This window comes from Clostridium aestuarii (assembly GCF_026735135.1).
GTDB classification, from domain to species: Bacteria; Bacillota; Clostridia; order Clostridiales; family Clostridiaceae; genus Clostridium_H; species Clostridium_H aestuarii.
In genome coordinates this window covers 25,203-47,273 of record NZ_JAPQER010000010.1, presented here as the reverse complement: position 1 = coordinate 47,273, position 22,071 = coordinate 25,203, and the positions used below count along the sequence as shown (strand labels likewise).

At 28.8% G+C, this 22,071-nt stretch carries 18 protein-coding genes, 3 tRNA genes and 2 rRNA genes; all 23 read left to right on the top strand.

The window, feature by feature from the left end; translation table 11 throughout:
- Positions 1 to 8 precede the first annotated feature (8 nt).
- The 23 genes from rrf (OW763_RS15770) to OW763_RS15660 all read left to right on the top strand — a co-directional run bounded on the left by rrf (OW763_RS15770) (position 9) and on the right by OW763_RS15660 (position 22,030).
- Positions 9 to 125: ribosomal RNA gene (gene rrf, locus OW763_RS15770) — 5S ribosomal RNA — on the top strand.
- A gap of 5 nt (positions 126 to 130) precedes the next feature.
- A tRNA-Phe gene (locus tag OW763_RS15765) sits at positions 131 to 206 on the top strand.
- Positions 207 to 748: 542 nt separating this feature from the next.
- Positions 749 to 1,594 carry a formate/nitrite transporter family protein gene (locus OW763_RS15760; protein WP_268042417.1) on the top strand — a complete coding sequence of 282 codons (846 nt, stop codon included), beginning with the start codon at positions 749 to 751 and terminating at the stop codon, positions 1,592 to 1,594.
- Positions 1,575 to 3,137, top strand: coding sequence for a sigma 54-interacting transcriptional regulator (locus OW763_RS15755; RefSeq protein WP_268042415.1), 1,563 nt, complete (start codon positions 1,575 to 1,577; stop codon positions 3,135 to 3,137). Before OW763_RS15760 ends, OW763_RS15755 begins: the two co-directional genes overlap by 20 nt.
- Before the next feature lies 1 nt (position 3,138).
- Positions 3,139 to 4,317, top strand: a complete 1,179-nt coding sequence (locus OW763_RS15750) for a trans-sulfuration enzyme family protein (RefSeq protein WP_268042413.1) — start codon at positions 3,139 to 3,141, stop codon at positions 4,315 to 4,317.
- Positions 4,318 to 4,557: 240 nt separating this feature from the next.
- Positions 4,558 to 5,916, top strand: a complete 1,359-nt coding sequence (locus tag OW763_RS15745; RefSeq protein WP_268042411.1) for a Na+/H+ antiporter NhaC family protein — start codon at positions 4,558 to 4,560, stop codon at positions 5,914 to 5,916.
- A 334-nt stretch (positions 5,917 to 6,250) separates the two neighbouring features.
- Entirely contained in the window at positions 6,251 to 6,814 is a 564-nt protein-coding gene (locus OW763_RS15740; RefSeq protein WP_268042409.1) for a class I SAM-dependent methyltransferase, read from the top strand.
- A gap of 65 nt (positions 6,815 to 6,879) precedes the next feature.
- Entirely contained in the window at positions 6,880 to 7,575 is a 696-nt protein-coding gene (locus OW763_RS15735) for a response regulator transcription factor (RefSeq protein WP_268042407.1), read from the top strand.
- Positions 7,565 to 9,103 carry a sensor histidine kinase gene (locus OW763_RS15730; protein ID WP_268042405.1) on the top strand — a complete coding sequence of 513 codons (1,539 nt, stop codon included), beginning with the start codon at positions 7,565 to 7,567 and terminating at the stop codon, positions 9,101 to 9,103. Before OW763_RS15735 ends, OW763_RS15730 begins: the two co-directional genes overlap by 11 nt.
- A 158-nt stretch (positions 9,104 to 9,261) precedes the next feature.
- A tRNA-Phe gene (locus OW763_RS15725) sits at positions 9,262 to 9,337 on the top strand.
- 331 nt (positions 9,338 to 9,668) lie between these two features.
- A complete protein-coding gene (locus OW763_RS15720) occupies positions 9,669 to 10,301 on the top strand; it encodes a hypothetical protein (protein ID WP_268042403.1) in 633 nt (210 codons plus the stop codon).
- A gap of 91 nt (positions 10,302 to 10,392) precedes the next feature.
- Positions 10,393 to 10,509: ribosomal RNA gene (gene rrf, locus OW763_RS15715) — 5S ribosomal RNA — on the top strand.
- 5 nt (positions 10,510 to 10,514) lie between these two features.
- Positions 10,515 to 10,590: transfer RNA gene (locus OW763_RS15710), tRNA-Lys, on the top strand.
- 261 nt (positions 10,591 to 10,851) lie between these two features.
- Positions 10,852 to 11,361, top strand: a complete 510-nt coding sequence (locus tag OW763_RS15705) for an RNA polymerase sigma factor (protein ID WP_268042401.1) — start codon at positions 10,852 to 10,854, stop codon at positions 11,359 to 11,361.
- A complete protein-coding gene (locus tag OW763_RS15700; protein WP_268042399.1) occupies positions 11,351 to 12,400 on the top strand; it encodes an anti sigma factor C-terminal domain-containing protein in 1,050 nt (349 codons plus the stop codon). The genes OW763_RS15705 and OW763_RS15700 overlap by 11 nt, the downstream gene beginning before the upstream one ends.
- Positions 12,401 to 12,477: 77 nt before the next feature.
- On the top strand, positions 12,478 to 12,636 hold the full coding sequence (locus OW763_RS15695; RefSeq protein WP_268042397.1) for a DUF1540 domain-containing protein: 159 nt from the start codon (positions 12,478 to 12,480) through the stop codon (positions 12,634 to 12,636).
- 173 nt (positions 12,637 to 12,809) lie between these two features.
- The gene (locus OW763_RS15690) at positions 12,810 to 13,829 is read left to right on the top strand and encodes a hypothetical protein (protein ID WP_268042395.1); all 1,020 of its coding nucleotides are present in this window, start codon (positions 12,810 to 12,812) and stop codon (positions 13,827 to 13,829) included.
- A 17-nt stretch (positions 13,830 to 13,846) separates the two neighbouring features.
- On the top strand, positions 13,847 to 14,734 hold the full coding sequence (locus OW763_RS15685) for an ABC transporter ATP-binding protein (protein ID WP_268042393.1): 888 nt from the start codon (positions 13,847 to 13,849) through the stop codon (positions 14,732 to 14,734).
- Positions 14,735 to 14,737: 3 nt separating this feature from the next.
- Positions 14,738 to 15,508, top strand: coding sequence for a hypothetical protein (locus OW763_RS15680; protein WP_268042391.1), 771 nt, complete (start codon positions 14,738 to 14,740; stop codon positions 15,506 to 15,508).
- Between the two features lie 219 nt (positions 15,509 to 15,727).
- On the top strand, positions 15,728 to 16,435 hold the full coding sequence (locus OW763_RS15675; protein WP_268042389.1) for a response regulator transcription factor: 708 nt from the start codon (positions 15,728 to 15,730) through the stop codon (positions 16,433 to 16,435).
- Between the two features lie 2 nt (positions 16,436 to 16,437).
- Positions 16,438 to 17,847 (top strand): sensor histidine kinase, encoded by a 1,410-nt coding sequence (locus OW763_RS15670; RefSeq protein WP_268042387.1) that lies wholly within the window; start codon positions 16,438 to 16,440, stop codon positions 17,845 to 17,847.
- A gap of 441 nt (positions 17,848 to 18,288) precedes the next feature.
- A complete protein-coding gene (locus tag OW763_RS15665; protein WP_268042385.1) occupies positions 18,289 to 21,276 on the top strand; it encodes an ATP-binding protein in 2,988 nt (995 codons plus the stop codon).
- Positions 21,269 to 22,030, top strand: coding sequence for a LytR/AlgR family response regulator transcription factor (locus OW763_RS15660; RefSeq protein WP_268042383.1), 762 nt, complete (start codon positions 21,269 to 21,271; stop codon positions 22,028 to 22,030). The genes OW763_RS15665 and OW763_RS15660 overlap by 8 nt, the downstream gene beginning before the upstream one ends.
- Positions 22,031 to 22,071 lie beyond the last annotated feature (41 nt).

Here is a 22,071-nt window from a genome sequence, read left to right as displayed (position 1 = left end):
ATATGTCATCTGGTGGTTATGGCTTGAAGGTAACACCCGTTCCCATTCCGAACACGCAGGTTAAGCTTCAAAGCGCCGATGGTACTGCATTGGAGACGATGTGGAAGAGTAGGTCGCTGCCAGGTAATTTGGCTTCATAGCTCAGTCGGTAGAGCAGAGGACTGAAAATCCTCGTGTCACTGGTTCGATTCCAGTTGAAGCCACCAAAGAACTCTAACTACTTATGTAGTTAGAGTTCTTTTGATTTTCAAATAATATATTAGATATTCTAAAAAACCTCATGTTTATATATGGGGTTTTTATATTACTTATTTTTATAATTTTATCTAATGGTTATTGTAAGTGGTTTGTGTATGTTATATAAAATCACTTTTTCTAAGTTATTTACTTAAAAATATAATTAAGTATATTAGATAAGGCATCTTTAAAAAATATCTGTCATATTTTTGATTTGGTATTTTTTTTAGATGCCTAAATTAATTATAGAGAATAAATTGGTATTTTTTTTAGATGCCTAAATTAATTATAGAGAATAAAATGGAATAAAATTAAACCACTGTGTTAAAATTAAACCACGTATACTTTGAGTAATTGGTTGTTTTACAATTATGGTTTAAAATTAAACCAAATATTTTAACACGATATTTGAAAGGGGTGATAAAATCAAGGATTTAGTTTGGCATAGAATTTGCTTTTAATATTAATTCAAGGTATAAGTATTAAAAAATTTAAAAGGACGTTGATGACAATGAAAACACCATACGAAATAACAAAAAGTTTATACAATAAAGCTATCTGTTTTTTAGAAAAACCAACTAAGGAAATTTTTATAGGAGGGATTTTAGCAGGAATTTTTGTTAGTCTTGCAGCAGTTACTTCAGTAACCGTATGCTGTGATATGAATTCTTATTTTGGAAATGGATTTACCAAATTAATATTTGGAATAGTTTTTAGTTTAGGCTTAATTCTTATAGTTTTATCGGGAAGTGAACTTTTTACTGGAAGTAATCTTTATATAGTACCAATTTACAAGAATAAAAAATATATTAAGAAATTATTTACTAATTGGATTTTGGTATATATATCTAATCTTATTGGAGCTTTAATAGTTATATATTTAATTTTGCATACAGGAATATTTGATGATAAGTCAATCAGCACATATATGATTAATATCACTAAATCAAAATTAAACTTAACAATTAGTCAGGCATTTATAAGAGGAATTTTGTGTAACTTTTTAGTTTGTTTAGCTGTAAGAGTTGGAGAGTCATCAGATGAAGTTTCAGGAAAAATCATTGGGTTTATTTATGTTATAGGTGCTTTTGTCATAAATAGTTTTGAACATAGTATTGCAAATATGTTTTTTATACCTATGGGTATAATACTTGGAGCTAATGAAGGAATATATTTTTCATGGCAAACATTTATATTAAAAAATTTATTACCAGTTACGTTAGGAAATATAGTAGGAGGAGCATTTTTGGTAGGTACAGTGTACTATATTATGCACCATAAATGTTTTTGTAATGAAAATAAGTGTACTGAATTGAAAAATAACAGGAGTGATAAATATGGAGATTTCACGGCTTGAAATAAAAACAATAGATAGACCTAATATGACATATGATATATCAGGAATTTTTGTTAAATATAAAGTAGATATAACATGGATGGAAGTTTATACTTTTGTTGTATATGTTAAATTCCAAAAATTAGAACCTAATATGCAGAAAAAGATTAAAAAAGAAATATTAGAAATAGATGGTGTTCAAAGTATCAAAGAAATTAATTTAATTTCTGTTGAAGAAAAGGAAATAGAAATTAAAAGTATTATGGATACTGTATGGCAAGGAATTATTGTACTAAATAAAGATGAAAAGATCAAATATATAAATAAATATGCTTTGAAAAATATTTTCTTTACTAGCGATATAGAAGTTATAAATAAAAAGATATCTGTATTATTAGATAATTATTATAATAAAGTCAAAAAAGCTTTGGAAAGCGTCAAGAAATCTAATGAAGTAATAGACTTGGAAATACAAATAAATAATAAAAATTATCTAATAAGTATTAATTCAATGATTAGTGAAAAGAATATATTACTCGGTTTTGTAATTACTCTTCAAGATGCAAAGAGAATGAATGAAATATTAAACCTTAAAAGGTATGATAATCAAATAACATTTAATGATATTATAGGTAAAAGCTCTAAGATAGTTGAATCCATAAAGCATGCAAAAGTTTTTTCACAATCGGATTCTCCAGTTTTAATTATGGGTGAGAGTGGAACAGGAAAAGAGATATTTGCAAGAGCTATACACAATCTAAGCAGTAGATCATATATGCCATTTGTAGCAGTTAACTGTGGAGCAATTCCAGATCAATTACTGGAAAGTGAACTTTTTGGATATGAGGGAGGAAGCTTCACTGGTGCTAAAAATAATGGGAAAATGGGTATTTTTGAAATAGCTAATGGAGGAACGATTTTTTTAGATGAAATTGGTGAAATGCCTCCTCACTTACAAGTTAAATTATTAAGAGTTTTACAAGAAAAAAAAATAAGAAAACTTGGAAGCAATAAAGAAAATGATATTAATGTAAGAATCATATCCGCAACTAATAAAAATTTAAATGAAATGGTAGAATCAAATCAGTTTAGACTAGATTTGTTTTATAGAATTAATATTTTTACCCTTACAATTCCACCGTTAAGAGAAAGGAGGGAAGATATAAAAGTTTTAGTAGAATATTATGTCAAACAATTTTCAAAAAAATATAATAAAAAAATAAATGAAATAACGCCTAATGCTTCAAAAAAGTTATTAAATTATGAGTGGAATGGTAATGTAAGAGAATTACAAAATGTAATAGAGCGAACTGTAGCGTTGAATTATACAGGAGAAATCACAGAACAAGATTTAACGTTAAATAAAATCTCAGATAAAAGATATACAAATAACTCAACTTCACTTAAAGAAACTTTGGGAAAAATTGAGAAAGAAATTATAATAGAATCATTAAAAAATAGCAAAAGTATAAGAAAATGCGCAAAAATGTTGGGCGTTAGTCACACATTATTAATCAACAGAATAAAAAAATATAATATTGACTGTTCTGAATGGAGGAATTAAAATGCAAAAAAATATTATGACAAGATTAGTTCGTTTAGGGGAAAAAAGTCCAAAATCTGCTTCAATACCTAAAACTGCACCAATTTATATGACTTCATCGTTTTCTTTTGATGATGTTGAAACATTAGAAGAAATATATAATGGAGAAAATACAGGATATATATATTCAAGAATTAGTAATCCTGGACATGACGTGTTAAAGGATGTAATGGTAGGTATAGAAGAAGGACAAGCTGCACAGGTTTATGGTTCAGGTATGGCAGCTATTACTATGTCTATTATATCTCATGTAAAATCAGGAGATCATATAATAGCTGGAAATGTTTTATACGGAGGAAGCTTTCAATTTTTAAGAGATGAATTGAAAAAATTTAATATAGAAGTTACTTTTATAGATTTACAAAAGAATAATATAGAAGAATGTTTTAAGAATAATACAAAACTTGTTTATGTAGAAACTATTTCAAATCCTTTAATGGAAACTACTGATATAAGAACTATTAGTGATATTTGTCATAAACATAATACAAAGTTAATAGTTGATAATACATTTGCTACACCTGTAGTATGCCAACCATTAAAGTTAGGTGCAGATATAGTAGTGTATAGTGCAACAAAATATTTATGTGGACATAGTGATGTAATGGCTGGAGTTGTTATATCAGATAAAGATACAATAGAAAAAGTTAGTCATACAGGATGTATATATGGACCTACAATGAGTCCTTTTGATAGTTGGATTTTAACAAGAAGTTTGAGAACACTAAATCTTAGAGTTAAACAACATTCTGATAATGCACTAAAGCTTGCACAATATTTACAAAAACATGATAAGGTTAAAAAAGTATATTATCCAGGACTTACTTCATCTGAATCATACAATTTATCAAAAGAAATATTTAATAATAATGCTTTTGGTGGAATGTTAAGTGTAGATTTGGTAGGTGGAGAGAAAGCTGTTTGTGATTTAATAAGAGTATTAGAATCAATCAAGTTTGTTCCAAGTCTTGCTGGAGTTGCAACATCACTTTCTTATCCAGTAAGAACTTCACATAGAGCAATGAATGATGATGAACTTGAAAAGGCAGGTATTTCAAAAGGATTATTAAGAATTTCTACTGGATTAGAAAATATTGATGACATAATTAATGAGTTTGATGAAGCTCTTAAAAAAATTTAAAAATATATTATGAATAATAAAATTTGTAATAATTCAAAAACACAATTGATAGAGACAGATGACCACTTTTGTAGTATTTAACATGCCGCCACAGCAAAATAATATTACGGAAGTGGGTCATATGTCCCACAAAAATAATATCAAAAAATATTAATGAATGCAAATTAAGTTTTTATTAAATGTAAACGACTTCACAAGGTATTACTGAATATATTTAATTATATAATTGGAGGTTAAATCATGGATAATAAATCAAATAAAGTAAAAGCAAATGGAAAAGCTTTAATACCTTTTTTAACATTTATAGTTATTTATCTAGGAAGCGGTATAATATTACAATCAAAAGGAGTAGAAATGGCCTTTTATCAATTTCCAGCACCAGTAGCTGTTTTTTGTGGTGTTATAGTTGCATTTATTATGTTTAAGGGAACGATAAATGAAAAATTTATGAGATTTATACATGGGTGTGGTAATGAAGATATAATTATTATGTGTGTTATTTATTTATTAGCTGGGGCGTTTGCAGGTGTATCTAAGGCAATGGGAGGAGTAGATTCTACTGTAAATTTAGGTTTGACTTTTATACCAGCACAATATATAGCAGCTGGATTATTTGTTATTTCTGCATTTATATCTATAGCTACTGGAACTTCTTGCGGAGCGTTAGCTGCGGTAGCTCCTATTGCTGTAGGACTTGCTACTAAGGCTGGACTTAATCTTCCTTTGACGATGGCAGCTGTAGTAGGTGGTGCTATGTTTGGCGATAATTTATCTGTAATATCTGATACTACTATTGCAGCAACAAGAACTCAGGGATGTGAAATGAGAGATAAGTTTAAGTTGAATTTATTTATAGCATTACCACCAGCTATAATAGCTATTATTTTACTTATAATTTTTGGTCATCCTACAAATGTTCCACAAATGCAAGTTTATGATTATAACATAATAAAAGTTTTACCGTATCTATTTGTATTAACTTTATCTATAGCAGGATTAAATGTTTTTGCTGTACTAACAGGTGGGATATTTGTTTCAGGTATAATAGGACTTTTATATGGACAATTAACTCCATTATCTTTTGCACAACATACATTTAGTGGTTTTACAAGTATGACTGATATTTTTTTAGTATCAATGATAACAGGTGGGTTAGCACATATGGTTACTCAAGAAGGGGGACTTCAATATATATTGGACCGTATTCAAAAGATGATAAAGGGTAAGAAATCAGCAGAAGCTGGAATTGCTACACTTGTTGCTTTAACTGATGCAGCAATAGCTAATAATACAGTTTCTATTATTATTAATGGACCTATTGCAAAAGAAATATCAGAAGAATACAAAGTAGATCCACGTAGAAGTGCTTCATTGTTAGACATTTTTGCATGTATAATGCAGGGAATAATACCTTATGGAGCTCAAATGCTAATGGTTGGAAGCTTTACTAAGGGAGCAGTATCACCTATACAGGTAATTCCATTACTATGGTATCAACAGTTACTTATAGTGTCAGCTATAGTATCAATGTATATACCGTTTGCTGACAATATTATTAGGAAACATCCTTGGAATTGGGAAAAAGGAAAAGCAATTTAAAAGATTAATTTAAAAAGAGGCTATTTTAAAATAAAGAAAAAATATATAATTTACTGTGTAAATTTTAGATTATTAATCAGTATATTGTATATAAAACTTATTTTAGAATGCCCTCTTTTATTATTGTTTTAAAATTTATAATTTTAAGAAAAACTTAAGAAATTATATTACAATTTTTTAAGGTAAAGGGTTTATAATTATTATCATGATAAAAGTTTTTTACTCTATAGTAAATTGTAAAATTTTAAAGATAATAGATAATTTTGATGTGAAGTTTACTAAGTAAACTTTGTTACGTATGTTTTAAATTATATATAAAATTGGGGGTTATAAAATGGAAGCGACTACTTTTATAAGAAATTTTATTAAATATCCGGATATGATTGGAGCTGTTTGGCCTAGTTCTAAGTTTCTTGCTAAAAAGATGATTACAGATGTTAATTTTGAAAATGCAAAATGTATTGTAGAATATGGACCTGGTACAGGAATATTTACAAATGAATTAATAAAAAACAAAAAAGAAAATACTATATTATTAGTATTAGAGCTTAACAAGGAATTATATAATACATTAGAAGAAAAATATAGTAATATAAAAAATGTACACATTATTAATGATACTGCTGAAAATGTGGGTATGTATGTGAATCAATATGGATTCGAGTGTGCAGATTATATAATATCAGGATTACCATTTACAGCTTTTCCTGAGGAATTATCAAAATCAATCTTAACAAATACTTTGGAGATTTTAAATAAAGAAGGTAAGTTTATTACTTTTCAATATACATTATTAAAAAAGAATTTTATGAAGAAATTTTTCCCTAGTATTAATATAAATTTTGAAATGATAAATATTCCTCCTGCATTTGTATTTTCCTGTAGTAAAGAAAAATAAAAACAGTAGATAAGTGAAATGAATTTTAAAATAGTAGATGAAAGATTAAAAGAGGGAGAAAATATATGGAAAGAGAGACTATTCTCGTGGTGGACGATGAAAAAGAGATTAGAGAATTAGTTGAAATATATTTAAAAAATGAAGGATATAAGGTTATATTAGCTAAAAATGGAGAAGAAGCTTTGAAAGTATTACAACAAAATGAAATACATTTGATTATATTAGATGTTATGATGCCTAAAATGGATGGTACCCAAGCATGCATAAAGATTAGAGAAGAAAAAAATATGCCTATAATTATGCTTAGTGCTAAGAGTGAAGATATTGATAAAATTATGGGACTAACAACAGGAGCAGATGATTATATAACCAAGCCTTTCAATCCATTAGAGTTAGTTGCAAGAGTAAAATCTCAGTTAAGAAGATATATTAAATTAAATATAAATAAGCCTGTAAATCAGTCTATTATTGAAATAGACGACCTTGTTATAAATATAGATACTCATGAAGTAAAAGTATATGGTAAAGATGTTAGGCTTACTCCTAGAGAATTTGATATACTAAAGCTTTTAGCTTCTAATAAAGGAATAGTATTTAGTATAGAAAAGATTTATGAAAGAGTATGGAAAGAAACATTTTTGGATTCTGATAATACGGTAATGGTTCATATTAGAAAAATAAGAGAGAAAATCGAAGAAAATTCAAGAAGACCACAGTATATTAAAACTGTATGGGGAGTAGGGTATAAGGTTGAAAATTAAAGAAAAATTTTTAAATTTAAAAAATGAAATTTTAAAAATTTCAGTACCTAAATGGACTTTAAATATAATAAAAAGGGCTATTTGTTTTGCAGGTAAACTTAGACATGATATTCGTTCAGCTATATTTTTAGTATTTGCTATCTGTGCTTTAGGAGCATTTATAACTTATTATATTAGTGGTGAATGTATAAAAAGTATTGGAAAAAGTGCAAGGATAGATTATACATATAGTATAGAAAAGATGTCAAGAAAAGCGGAAAATATAGCGAATGAAATAAATATAAATCAAAACAAAATTAAAGATAATAAAGAATTCAAAGAAATATTAGAAGACAACAATATAGATGATAATTATGAGAGCATGATAGTAGATTTAGATGGAAAGGTTATGTATAAATCTGATAATGTTGATACGGTAAAAATAGATATATATACTACAATAAAGAATATAATGAAATCTAGAGACTATAAATTAGATGAATATTATTATGAATCAAAAGAACATGTTAGTTTTTATCCAATTAATATTGATAGCAGCAAAGCCTATTTAATAGTAAAGGGTGTACCTACAGGAGAAATAATATATTATGAACATCTAAAAGATGAGGAATTTGTGTTAGCAGTGATTTTAGCAACAGCAGTATTTATTGGAATATTCTTATTACTAACTAAGAGGAAAACAGATTATATACATCAAATTACAGATGGAGTTATACGAATATCACAGGGTAATTTGGATTATAGAATAGATGAAAAAGGAAAAGATGAGCTTACACAGCTTTCTGCTAATATAAATTACATGGCAAAAGAATTAAAGCAAAAAATACAAAAAGAGAGACAAGCAGATAAGACTAAAAATGAACTTATTACAAATGTATCTCATGATTTAAGAACACCGCTTACTTCAGTAATTGGTTATTTGGGACTTATAAAAGAAAACAAATATAAAAATGAACAACAATTAAATGAATATGTAGAAATTGCTTTTAACAAATCAGAAAAATTAAAAATATTAATAGAGGATCTGTTTGAGTACACAAAGGTTGCTAATCATATATTAAAGTTACATAAACAAGAAGTAGTATTGAATGAATTATTATCCCAATTGATTGAAGAATTTGTTCCTATTTTTGAGGAAAGTGGTTTGCAAATAGAAAAAGAAATTTCAAAAGAAAAAATTGTTGTTAATTTAGATACAGATAAAACTGTAAGGGTATTTGAAAACTTAATTATGAACGCAATTAAATATAGTTTTAAACCTAGCAAAATTAAAGTATGTGTTTATAAGGACAATAACAATGCAGTAGTTTCTATTCACAATAAAGGTAGAAATATAACTAAGGAACACTTGCCATATCTATTTGAAAGATTTTATAAAGCTGATAAGTCTAGAACATCACAAAATGAGGGAAGTGGATTAGGTCTCGCTATTGCTAAAAATATTGTAGAAATGCATAATGGTGAAATTTGGGCTGAGTGTGAAGATGAGAATATATGGTTTTATGTTAGTTTTAAGCTAATTAACTAATAAGAAATATAAAAGCTTTAAATTATAAGGAAATGATAAAATATATTGAACTTATAATTTTGAATAAAAAATGTAAAAATTCGTTGACATATATCGAAAAAGCTATTATAATATTGAACTGTACTCGGTAACAATTAAACTAATTTTGTGAATAATTTGGCTTCATAGCTCAGTCGGTAGAGCAGAGGACTGAAAATCCTCGTGTCACTGGTTCGATTCCAGTTGAAGCCACCAAAAGCTCTAATTACTTAAGTAATTAGAGCTTTGTTTTTATTTACTAGGAATTTATCTTAGAGCTATAGATACTAGATAATGATTTATAAATAATTCTTGAAATATAATATTCTAAGAACTATATGTTAATAATTACCGCATTAAGGTAGCTAAAGTTTAATTTAATTGATTACGAAAATATAATATATAGCAGAAATGAAAACAAGTACGTTATTAATTAAAATGAAATTATTAATATAGAATATATAAATTATATGTAGTCTATATATAAAATAAGTAAACAAATCGGTTTACTGTAAGTTACATGAGATTTTTATGGAGGTAATATATTATGAAAAATAAAAAGACGATAAAAATTATATCAGCGGTACTAATGCTTGGAATGACTATTGTGTTTTCTTCTTGTGGCAAAACAAATACTGCTAGTAATACAGATACTTCAAAACAAACAAATAAAAGTGTACAAAAAGAAAAGGATGATTTAGAGATTAAACCGTTAGAAAAAAGTGATTTTTCAGTTGACTATGAGGGAGTAGTATTAAATTTAGGATCAAACATAAAAGAATTAGTTGATAAATTAGGAAATGGGACAGCTAATGAAAAAAATAATTTTGGGTTTATAGGATGGGATGAAGAAAATAAAAATAAATTTTTCCAACGTAGTTATCCAGAAAAAAAATCTAAATTACATATTATAAATAAAGTTAATGTAATTGAGGGAATAAGCAATATAGAACAAATAAATTTTGGTGAAGTTGGTACGGTAAGAGGAATAAAAAATGGAGATACCTATGACAAATTAATAGGGATATATGGTAAGCCTTCAGAAGAAGTAAAAGGAGAAAATGATTCTCATATTTGCATATATAAATATGAAAATAAGAAATTAATTTTTAATCTAGATAAGCAAAAGATAATCAAGAAAATATTGTTGGAATATATGGAAAAAGCGAATTTAAAATAAAAAAATGAAAAAGCATTGACAAATTTATAATAAATTGATATAATACTCATTGTGTCTGAGGGAATACGAAACAACTAATATTTCTTAAAGATCTGGTGGTTATGGCTTGAAGGTAACACCCGTTCCCATTCCGAACACGCAGGTTAAGCTTCAAAGCGCCGATGGTACTGCATTGGAGACGATGTGGAAGAGTAGGTCGCTGCCAGGTAATTTGATTCACTAGCTCAGTCGGTAGAGCACTTGACTTTTAATCAAGTTGTCCGGGGTTCGATTCCCCGGTGGATCACCAAAACACATCTCAAATTTTGAGATGTGTTTTTTTACGTTCAAAATTTGTATGTGAAGCTTTAAGTTTTATATACTATATTAACTACTCAATTATCGCATCAGTAGACTAGTTTTAGTCTACTAAAATTCAATTAAACTTAAATTAACTTTTATATAATAAAAAGTGTATACATTTCTCTATAATAGTTGTTATATATGTGAAAGGCCTTCGATAGATTGTAAAACTGGAATGTACGTTCTAGAAAAGTTAAGGGAGTAGAACATGGAAAATGAAAGACTAGAAGAGCTTCTTATGAGAGAAATAAAGATAGTTTATAAATATATGATTAAGATTGGCGTGCCGATAGAGGATGCGGAAGATATTATACAGGATACGCTTTTTAAAGCTATTAGTTATATTGATGCTATAGATGAAGACAAAATTTCATCATGGCTTTTTAAGGTAGCACTTAATAAATATTATAATTCTTATAAGAAGAGAAAGAGAAAAAGAGAAATTTATCTAGATGATCATGTCATAGCTAATTTAGTTGTGGATAATTCAACTGAAAATTATATTATATCCTCTGAATTAAAAGATTATGTGCAAAAGGTTTTAAATTCTTTAAAGGAAAGTTACAAGAATCTGCTTATATTCAAGTATGTAATGGATTTATCCTATAAAGAAATCGGCAATATCTTAGATGTGAAAGAGGAGAAAGTTAAGGTGTATCTTTATAGAGCAAGGAATAAATTCAAACAGTTGTGGAAGGATTGTGGATATGTCAAATAAAAATGATTTAACTGTGGATGAAAAAAATATAGATGAATTATTTGAAAACTGTAAAAAGAATAAATTTAAAAAAGTAGTTAGAAAAGCAAAGTGGTTTTCTATTATAAGAAATATAATTATTTGTATATTTGTAATAACTGCTATTTCAATAGCTAATTTACAAACAAGCGGTAGTAAAGGACAAAAACTATTAGATGATATTAGAGAATATAAATATATTTCTGCTCCAAATACATTTATATCACAATATATGGTGCAGGTTGGAGCACTAAATAGTGAGATACAATACTATACTTATAAAATAATTGAAGATAAGCCAGTATATTTTGACCAAGAAAGATGGAATTACAGTATTATACCGCTGTTTTCTGAGACGGTGGCTGATACTACTAATATAAGTATGGGAAAAGCTGAAAGTGAGCAGGAACTTTATGATAATCTTAAATACAATAAATATGGAAGAGAACTTATGAAATTTTATTATCCTTATGTAAAGTATGATAAATATAAAAATGATTTGCAGCTAGTAGATAAAATTGGCGATAATAAGTGCATGGAAATGGCTTTGTCTTTTGATAAATTATATTCTATTGATGAAGTTAATAAATTAATACCTAAAAATGTTACTTTAACTTGGTATTGGGTAGATACTTCAAATGATAAAGAAAAAGAAGAACATAAATCTAGTGAAAGACATTATGCTAATGATAAGGAAAAAAAATATATTTCTGCAAATGAAATTGCTTTAGAGGATGAAGTGTATGGCATAAAGGTATTAGATAGGAATGGTGTAATATATGAAAATCCTGAAAACAGATTTATAGATGTTATTGAAAGCCAAAAGGATAAAAAAAGTAGATTTGAAACTGAATATAAACGAATATATGATAATTTAAAAGGAAAAGATGACAAAATAACAAAAGATGATTTAAAAATCCAAGGTGTAGTGGTTACTGGAAATGCTGAAGATATTAAAAAACTAAAGACACTTCCTTTTATAAAAGCATATTCACTTGGAGTTGTAAGGAATAAATATTAATAATGAATAAAAACAAAAAAGTTCCTAATACTATTATAGTAAAATTACTAGAAAATAAGTAAAAGGAGAGGTTATTGATGAAGAAAAATGAAAGTATAGCCTGTACAGTTGGTGAGTGTAAAAATCATAGTAATGAAGGTCAATATTGTGCTTTAAACAGAATTCAAGTTACAAAGCATGGTGCTACTGCTAACACAATGGAACAAACTGATTGCGGAAGTTTCCAAGCAAAGTAACAATCTAACAATTTAATAGATTTTATTTTAATAATCATTAAAAGGTTGTATAGTAGAAATTTTACTATACAACTTATTTTTTTTGTAAGGTTTAATTAAGGTTTAGTTTATTAAGGTGTAAGTTTAGGATTGTATAATGAAATTACATTGAAAGACAAGGGGGCATAAAGTTAATGATTCGTTGGGAATTGAAAAAGTTATTTAAATGTAAGATAGGACTGATTGCATTAGCATTATTTATTTTTCTTTCTGGTGTTATGAGTTTTTTTAAACCTACATTAGAAACAGAAAATGCATATAGAAATGATAAGTATGAATTAGTAGTGGATACTAGACCAAAACAAGAAATTGCACAGCAGAAATTTGATAAAAAAATAAAACAAATAAAAGAAAGGGCAAATGCACCTGATAGCAACGAATTTATGGACAAAGTTAAAAATACTTCTCAAGAATATTTAAGTTCTATGAAATATCAAGAATATAAGGATGTTGATTTTTATAAGGCGATTAATCATAGAATAACTCATCCATTTATGTCAATGATTATATTGATTATTTTAGTTCTAATATTTTCAAACATATATACAGATGAAGTAGTTTCAGGCGTAGATAATATAATTCTTTCATCTAAAAACAAATTTAGAGTTTTGTACTCAAAAGTAACACTAGCTTTAGTATTACCTATTGTTATCTATGGACTTTATATGGGAATAGAATTTTTGATAACCTTAATTCAGTATGGAACACCAATAAATGGGGGACTTGGAGCTTTTAGAATAATAGATAATGGAGTTTTGCTTAATGAAGCTTTTACTATAAATGAGTATTTACTTTTTAAGATTGCAACTATGATAGTAATATTTATTAGTATATCAATATTTGCTAGTTTTTTCTCATTTATTTCAAGTAATTCCTTAACATCCATAAGTGCAGCCTTAATATTTATAATACTAGGCAAAGCTTGTACACTACTTAAGTTCTTACCTAATTCATTCTTAGGTATATTAAGCAGAGGGAATTATGTTGATTTAGTATTTTATCCTCAAATGCTTATAGGAATGTATGCTGGAAATATTGATGTTTTGGGAAATAGCTTAAATCTTTTAAATGTGTGCAACTGTATCTTAATATCAACCTTAATTATTGGAATAATACTTTGTATATTTACATTTAAGAAAATTTTAACTAGATAATTTGGGAGGGAAAACTTATGAATAAATTAGAAATAAAGAATTTAACTAAAATATATGGCAGAAAAAGAGCAAATGATAATATAACAGTTACTCTTGAAAATGGGGTATATGGACTTTTAGGACCTAATGGAGCAGGTAAGACAACCATTATGAAGCAAATAACAACTTTAATAGAGCCATCAAGTGGACAAATTATATATAACGGTAAGAATATAAAAAAATTAGATGATAAATATAGAACTTTAATAGGATACCTTCCACAGGAATTTGGGTTTTATAAAAACTTTTCAGCAAAACAATTTTTAGAGTATATAGCAGCTTTGAAGGGATTAAATGGTCAAGTTGCTAAGAAAAAGATAAATGAGCTTTTAAATCTTGTAGGATTATATGAAGTTAGAAATAAAGCAGTTGGTAAATTTTCAGGAGGAATGAAGAGAAGAGTTGGTATAGCACAAGCATTATTAAATGATCCTAAAATTTTAGTATTAGATGAACCAACAGCAGGACTTGATCCACAAGAGAGAGCAAGATTTAGAAACCTTATCTCTCAAATTTCTAAGGATAAGATTATAATACTTTCCACTCATATTATTTCAGATATAGAATCTATAGCAAAGGAAACCATTATGATAAAAAATGGAGCGCTTTTGATGAAAGGAAATCATACAGACATACTTCAAGGTATGAAAGGCAAGGTATACAGCATAAAAACTGATAATGAAAATGAAGTTATGGAAATACAGAATAATTATAAAGTAGTAAATATTCAACGTGGAATCAATGGTGTAGAACTTAGAATTATAAGTGATAAAATGCCTCTATATAAAGAAGTACAATCTGTTGAACCAAAATTTGAAGATGTTTATATGTTTTACTTTGATTTAGAAAATACTAGGGAGGTGTAATACATGGGAACACTTATAAAATTAGAACTTAGAAAAATGCTTTTTAGAAAAAGAATGTTAATTGTGTGGCCAGGAGTATTGTTTTTAAGCTTTGCTTCAATAAGAGCCTTTTCAATAAATGAAACTTATGCAGATATATTTAGTAAAGGATATGGACTAGTTCCTTTGATGGGTCTTATGATGTTTATGATGTTTTCAGGAACTTATACTTTAGAATATAGTTCAAATATGGTGGATTTAATTAAAACAACTAAAAATGGTAAAATGAAAATAGTATTAGCTAAAGCAATAGCTGCTGGAATTTCAGCTTCTATAATAAACCTTTCAGTGTTTTTAACTGTATGTTTATCTGCCTTAACTAAATTTAAATTTCAGGGATTAGATTTACCTTTGAAAAGTCTTTGGTATTTTGGAAAAAGTGGATCAAATTTAACTGTGCTTCAAATGATTTTAATAATGATGGTAACTATTATACTAGGGTCATTCTTCTTTGCACAATTAGGGCTGTTTTTATCATCTATAAGCAAGTCAGCAGCAGTACCTTTTATATTTGGTGGACTTATTATGGGATTACCATATATATTGGAAGGATTTTTCAAACCTCTTGGATTAACAAAATATTTAGCTTTCACACCGCTTTGGGGAATGATGAGTTGTCAAATAATAAGATTCAAAGCACCATCAATAACGCCAATTATTCTTATAGTAATATTTATAGTGGGAGTAACATTACTATGTAAATTTACACTTAAAGCGTTTACAAAGGAACAGTAAAAAATCAAATATGTATAACAAAAAACCTGAGAGAATAATATCAGGTTTTTGTTATACTGAGGAAATTACATAAGTTATAAAAAGTAGCTACATGCACGTTTTATTGTGCACTACTTCGAAAAGTTCTCTTTCCAATCATACTATAAAAAAATAGGAAAATACTATATACTACAACTAAAAAGGTAGTGAATTTTAGTGAGTGAAGTTTAGGAGGAAAACATGGAAACATTAGTGAAAGAAAAAAAGATATTAATTGTGGATGATGAAGAAGATATATTGAAATTATTATCAACAGTATTGATTAAGGAAGGTTTTAAGAATATATATACAGCAGATACAGGGGGGAAGGGACTTAAGTTATTCAACTCTATAAATCCAGACCTTATTATTTTAGATATAATGCTTCCAGATAAAGAAGGGTATGAGGTTTGTAAAAAAATTAGAGAAAAATCTATGGTGCCTATTTTATTTTTATCTGCAAAATCAGAGGAAGTGGATAGAATACTTGGTTTTGCTTTAGGTGGAGATGATTATATAGTAAAACCATTTAGTCCAAAAGAGGTAGCTTATAGGATTAAAGCCCATCTAAGAAGAAATTCAATACAGTTTAATGAACATAAGCTGTTATCCTTTGGTCCATTTGAAATAAATGAGGAAAAAATAGAAGTTAAAAAAAATGGAATGGTTCTTGAGCTTAAACCAAAGGTACTTAAAATGTTTTTATATATGGCAAAACATCCTAATCAAATTATTAGTAAAGAGAGAATTTGTAATGAAGTTTGGGGAGAAGATTATATAGGGTTTGATAATACAATAATGGTACATATAAGAAGACTTAGAGAAAAAATAGAGGATAATCCGTCAGAGCCTAAATACATTGTAAATGTTAAGGGGCTTGGATATAAGCTAATGGTAAAGGATGAGTAGAAATGAAATGGAAGTTAACATTACGATTTGTAGCTACTGTAATTTCGGTTGTGATTATAGTAGTGCTCATAAACATAGCTGCTGTAACAATATTAGTTGTAAGACATAACGTACCTAATAAAAGTAATAAATTTTTAGAACTTGGTCCAGAGAAGTTTGTAAGAAATTTTAATAGTTATGTATTGACCAGTGGAGAAAATTTGTATGTAAATGATGATGGAAAGAAAGCTTTAGATAGTGCAGAAGCCTGGATACAGGTTTTAGATGAAAGTGGGAAAGAAATTTATAATTATAAAAAACCAGAAGTTGCTCCAGTAAAATATACACCTTTTCAACTTGTTCATGTATATAAATATAGGGGAGCCCTAGATATTCCATCAACCATATTTATAGGAGAAAAAATGGTTGAGGATAAACAGTATAGTTATATTATTGGATTTCCTATGGAAAAGGTTCAAAAAAACATTTTAATCTATAATGTAGATGATATAGGAAATTTTATAAAAAATGCTACTATGATTGTACTTTTAATTGATTCCGTAATTGCTTTGTTTTTTGGATATTTATTTAGCAGAACACTTACAAAACCTTTAGGAAATATTATTAATGGAGTAGAAAAATTAGGAGAAGGAGATTATGATGTTTATTACCGTCCAAAAGGAATATATAGTGATGTTTATTACAATATAAATAATCTTTCAGATACATTGAAAAGCAATAAAAAGGAACGTATGAAGTTGGATAAAATGAGAGAAGAATGGATTGCAAACATATCTCATGATATAAAAACGCCCTTATCATCTATTAATGGATATGCTGAGATTTTAAGCTATGAGGACTATGAATTTTCTATGGAAGAGATTAAATCATATGCAGAAATAATTCATAAAAAATCTAGTTATATAAAAGAGTTAGTAGATGATTTGAATTTATCTACTAAGCTTAAAAACAAAACTTCTATGCTTAATAAAAAAGAAACTAACTTGGTGAATTTGGTTAGGGAAACGGTTATTGATATGTTAAATGATCCTAAATATAGCAGTAATTATATTGGATTTATTTCCCAGGAAAATGTTGTTTTAAAGGAAGTAGATGATACTTTGATAAAAAGGGTAATTAATAATCTCTTATATAATGCTCTTATTCATAATGAGTCTGATGTTAAAATAGAAGTTAAAGTTATCAAAGATGAGAAAGTACACATATTTGTAAAAGATAATGGAAAAGGGATAAGGCAGGAAGAGCTTAAGTATATTTTTGATAGATATTACAGAGGAACTAACACAGGTGAAAGACATAAAGGCTCAGGGCTTGGTATGGCTATAGCTAAGGAAATAATAAAAGCACATGATGGAGACATAAAAATAAGTAGTGTGCTGGGAGAAGGTACAGAAATAGAGGTTATGTTATAAGTGACAAATTATATTAGGACTGTTTCAAAATAGAAAGGATTTTCTATTTTGAAACAGTTTTTGTTTGGGGAAGTTGTATAATTTTAAAATTTAGGAAGTTTGGAAGTTCGGAAACTAGGAATTTAAGAAGTTTTATTTTAGTATAGGAAAATATGAAGTTTTAAGTAAGTTTATATTGTGAGAACCAAGAGGTTACTATAGATGGTTTATATGGTAATAATATGATAAAATATAATATATTAGAATGTAATGGTGTGGAGTGTTTAATGGTTAAAAATGATATATAGTAAGAAAAAACTATTTCTAGTTTCTCCTACGATATCAGGCATCAAGTTTTTAAATATATTAAGCAAAACACAATTAATATCTATGTTTTTCTTATTAATAATATTAGCAGTTAGAAGTTATTATATTAAAGAGTGTAATTATAGGAGAAAAACTATGGGGAATTTTTGCATCAAGTCAAAATTAGCAATTGCAAGTTTAGCAATAATAATGTCTAGCTTATTAGCATTAACTATAGTTACTTATTGGCAATTTAATAAGGTAATTAAAACCGAACTCATTGATACCATGTCTGCACGCACAGGACAATCGGCTAGCCATATTAACACTTGGCTAGCCGGGCAGCTAGGAGAAGTGCGTGAAACTGTAAATAGCCCGATTATTGATCGTGTTTTAAGCTTAAATCCGCACCTTGATTTAACTCGAGATGACGATTCTATTAAATTAATTGATGAGTTTAATCGGGCCCGAGGAAAATATGTTGCTACTGCATATCCCAATCAATATGCAGCGTTACATATTATTAACTATTTAGAACCTGATGAGTGGGTTAATCCAGAAAAATTAGGTAAGCTTACAGCGCGGTACTATAACGTGAAAGATGGAACATGTAAAACTGATCTTTGGGCCAAAACGTCGGTAGATGAAGCAGGAGAAAGGTATTCAAAAACAGCGGGAGTTTATGATGCGGTATTTAAACCCGCATATTCTGAGGCATATGGCAGAAATATGGTACTTATCCTGGCCTGGCGAAAAGATAACCGAGGAAGAGTATTGGCTGGTGCTGCAGCAAGCATAACTATTGAAACAATACAGAAAATAGCCCAACAGACAAGATATGGTAAAAATGGTTATGAAATTTTATTAGCCCAGGATGGCACTTTTGTTACCCATCCAAACCACTTGTGGGCTATGAAAGAAAAAACTTCTTCCGTCTCCGATGAAAATATGCAAAAACTCGGAAAACTTATTGTAAACGGTAAGGCTGGTATATTTCACTACAGTGACGGCGGGGAGAAAAAAATCGCTTTTTATAACCCTATTCCAGTAGCAGGATGGACATTGGTCAGTGTTGTTGATGAAAATGAAGTATTCATACCAGCAAACAAACTACTTGTTCTTATGCTCACAATAATCACCATTATTATCATATTTACATTGATGTCCGTTTATATTGTATTGTTAATTGTGAATTTAAAGCGAAGTCATGAGGCTAGAGAAGAATTAAAAACGCGTAATATAGAATTAAACGCCACAAAAGAGCAACTCCGGATTCAAAACATAGAATTGGAAGAAGTTCAAAAACATCTATTAAACTTAGACCGAATGAAAGATGAATTTCTAACAAAGGTTTCTCATGAATTGAAGACACCACTGCATGGAATAATTGGGTTAGCAGAATGTACAAGGGATACTTTGTCAAATCAACCTGCTATGGAATCGGAAAATAATCTTGATTTGATCATCAAAAGCGGAGTGAGATTAGCAAATTTGGTGGATGAAATTGCGGATTTTTCAACTTTAAAAAATAATCAGGTACGTTTAAACAAAACTTCGGTTTGTATTCAAAATATTACACAAATGATTATAACATTGGAAAAATTTCTAGTGGATAACAAAAAAGTAAAATTAGAAAACCACGTTTCTGAGGAGATACCACTTGTTTATGCTGACAATGAAAGACTGATGCAAATTCTTCACAACCTTATACGAAATGCCATCAAGTTTACCCATGAGGGGCTGGTATCGGTGTCGGCTCATTTAGAGGGAGATAACGTACTTATCTCCGTCCGTGATACTGGTATTGGCATACCACAGTCGCGACTAAAATTAATTTTTAATCCGTTTGAGCAGGGTAATTCACAAGATGGAAAGGTCTATTCTGGTTTGGGCTTAGGTCTTTCAATATCTAAGAGTTTGCTGGAATTGCATAATAGCGTACTCTATGTAGTTTCGAACCCGGGTGAAGGATCTTGCTTTAGCTTTTCTCTACCACGATGGCATGGTAAGGATAATCACACTGAAAAAATTACTTTTAACACTACCTCAATTACTAGCCGAACACAAATGACAGCAACAACGACGGTAAGTGAGTACAATCCACTAGAGCATTTTCAGAAGGAACAACCCGGGACCAAAAAAATATTGGTTGTTGATGATGAAGAAGTTAATCTTGCAGTAGCAAAAAATTGTTTCTATGGGATGAATTACAGCGTGTTTTGTATAAAAAATGGACAAGATGCATTGATAGAAATTGACAAAAATCACTATGACCTAGTTTTACTTGATATGATGATGCCGGGGCTCAATGGAATTGAAGTATGCCGGGAAATTAGAAAAAAATATTCTGAAAACACTTTGGCAGTAATTATAGCAACAGTTCGCAATTGTCCTGAGGACATTCAAATTGCTTTTATGGCAAAAGTTAATGATTATATTGTAAAACCGTTTCATAAGAAAGAATTACTTGCTAGAGTTCAGGCACAATTGCATTCACAAGAAGTATGTGCAACTGAGCGAAAAATATATCAGGCAGAAATTGCTGCGCTACAAGCTCAAATTCAACCGCATTTTTTATATAATACCCTAAATACTATTACTGCGTTGTGTCGCACAAACCCTATGAAAGCAGCAGAAATATTGGAAGAACTAAGTAATTACTTACAGGGAAAGTTTCGCTTTAACAGTATGGCCCTTATACCATTGGAACAAGAACTTGAGCTGGTTAAATCTTATCTGGCAATTGAGCAAGTGCGATTTGGTAAACGACTACATAGCGTTTTTTGTATTGAAACTGACTTTAATCCTCTTATTCTACCGCTTATTCTTCAGCCATTAGTAGAAAATGCTGTAAAACATGGTGTTTATCCCAAGCGAGAAGGTGGAACCGTACAGATTTCCATTAAAGAGGATGAGGAAGGGATCATTATCATTGTTGCAGATGATGGGGTAGGTATGACGTCAAAAAAATTAGAGTCCTTATTAAATGATAAGAATATGCAAAAAGTGGGCATTGGACTCCAGAATACTAATAAAAGGCTTCAAAAAAATTATGGACATGGGCTTGATATTCAAAGCAGCCTTAACAAGGGGACAACAATTACCATAAAAATCCCTAATAAACGAGGTGAATATTTTGATTAATACTATTTTAATTGATGATGAAGAAATAGCAGTAACGCAACTTGAATACCTTTTAGATCAATATCCGGAAATTCATGTTTTAGCGACATTTACTGACCCGGTAACTGCACTGGAAAAAATCAACTCATATCAACCCGATTTGGTATTTTTGGATATTAAGATGCCTGAAATCAGCGGGCTAGTTGTTGCCGAAGAAATCATGCAAATTCTACCGAAAACGTATATCGTGTTTGTAACAGCTTATGATGAATATGCACTGAATGCATTTGATTACAATGCCATCGATTATATTTTAAAACCTGTTTCTCTTAAAAGAATTGACAAAACCATTCAAAAACTGATTACAAATTTTAGTAGTGGAATGGTAAAAAACAATTTCAAATCAAAGTTTTCAGAAATTGGAAAAATCTATGGTGAAGGATTTAAAAGAATTATTGCGGTAGAAGAAGAAGGAAAAATCGATTTGTTAAACCCTTCGGATGTTATTATGTTTACGCCTCGAGGTCATGGTGCAATTATTCATACACAACAAAAAACTTACAATACCAAACAATCAATGAACTATTGGGAAGAACGGTTAGCAGAATTTAATTTTTTCCGCTGTCATAAAAGTTATTTGGTAAACTTTAATAAAATCGAAAAAATTCTTCCTATGTTTAACCATACATACTTGCTTAAAATTGCTAATTATCCTACTGAAATTCCCGTTAGTAGAAACAAAGCAAAAGAACTTAGCCAAATCTTGGGCCTATAATAAGGCGCAAGATTTTTTTATTGCTTAATATAACTGATAAT

What these genes read in the sequence shown, in the direction of transcription:
- OW763_RS15760 (WP_268042417.1), top strand. Translation starts at nt 749, where the DNA reads ATGAAAACACCATACGAAATAACAAAAAGTTTATACAATAAAGCTATC.
- OW763_RS15755 (WP_268042415.1), top strand. Translation starts at nt 1,575, where the DNA reads ATGGAGATTTCACGGCTTGAAATAAAAACAATAGATAGACCTAATATG.
- OW763_RS15750 (WP_268042413.1), top strand. Translation starts at nt 3,139, where the DNA reads ATGCAAAAAAATATTATGACAAGATTAGTTCGTTTAGGGGAAAAAAGT.
- OW763_RS15745 (WP_268042411.1), top strand. Translation starts at nt 4,558, where the DNA reads ATGGATAATAAATCAAATAAAGTAAAAGCAAATGGAAAAGCTTTAATA.
- OW763_RS15740 (WP_268042409.1), top strand. Translation starts at nt 6,251, where the DNA reads ATGGAAGCGACTACTTTTATAAGAAATTTTATTAAATATCCGGATATG.
- OW763_RS15735 (WP_268042407.1), top strand. Translation starts at nt 6,880, where the DNA reads ATGGAAAGAGAGACTATTCTCGTGGTGGACGATGAAAAAGAGATTAGA.
- OW763_RS15720 (WP_268042403.1), top strand. Translation starts at nt 9,669, where the DNA reads ATGAAAAATAAAAAGACGATAAAAATTATATCAGCGGTACTAATGCTT.
- OW763_RS15705 (WP_268042401.1), top strand. Translation starts at nt 10,852, where the DNA reads ATGGAAAATGAAAGACTAGAAGAGCTTCTTATGAGAGAAATAAAGATA.
- OW763_RS15700 (WP_268042399.1), top strand. Translation starts at nt 11,351, where the DNA reads ATGTCAAATAAAAATGATTTAACTGTGGATGAAAAAAATATAGATGAA.
- OW763_RS15695 (WP_268042397.1), top strand. Translation starts at nt 12,478, where the DNA reads ATGAAGAAAAATGAAAGTATAGCCTGTACAGTTGGTGAGTGTAAAAAT.
- OW763_RS15690 (WP_268042395.1), top strand. Translation starts at nt 12,810, where the DNA reads ATGATTCGTTGGGAATTGAAAAAGTTATTTAAATGTAAGATAGGACTG.
- OW763_RS15685 (WP_268042393.1), top strand. Translation starts at nt 13,847, where the DNA reads ATGAATAAATTAGAAATAAAGAATTTAACTAAAATATATGGCAGAAAA.
- OW763_RS15680 (WP_268042391.1), top strand. Translation starts at nt 14,738, where the DNA reads ATGGGAACACTTATAAAATTAGAACTTAGAAAAATGCTTTTTAGAAAA.
- OW763_RS15675 (WP_268042389.1), top strand. Translation starts at nt 15,728, where the DNA reads ATGGAAACATTAGTGAAAGAAAAAAAGATATTAATTGTGGATGATGAA.
- OW763_RS15670 (WP_268042387.1), top strand. Translation starts at nt 16,438, where the DNA reads ATGAAATGGAAGTTAACATTACGATTTGTAGCTACTGTAATTTCGGTT.
- OW763_RS15665 (WP_268042385.1), top strand. Translation starts at nt 18,289, where the DNA reads ATGGGGAATTTTTGCATCAAGTCAAAATTAGCAATTGCAAGTTTAGCA.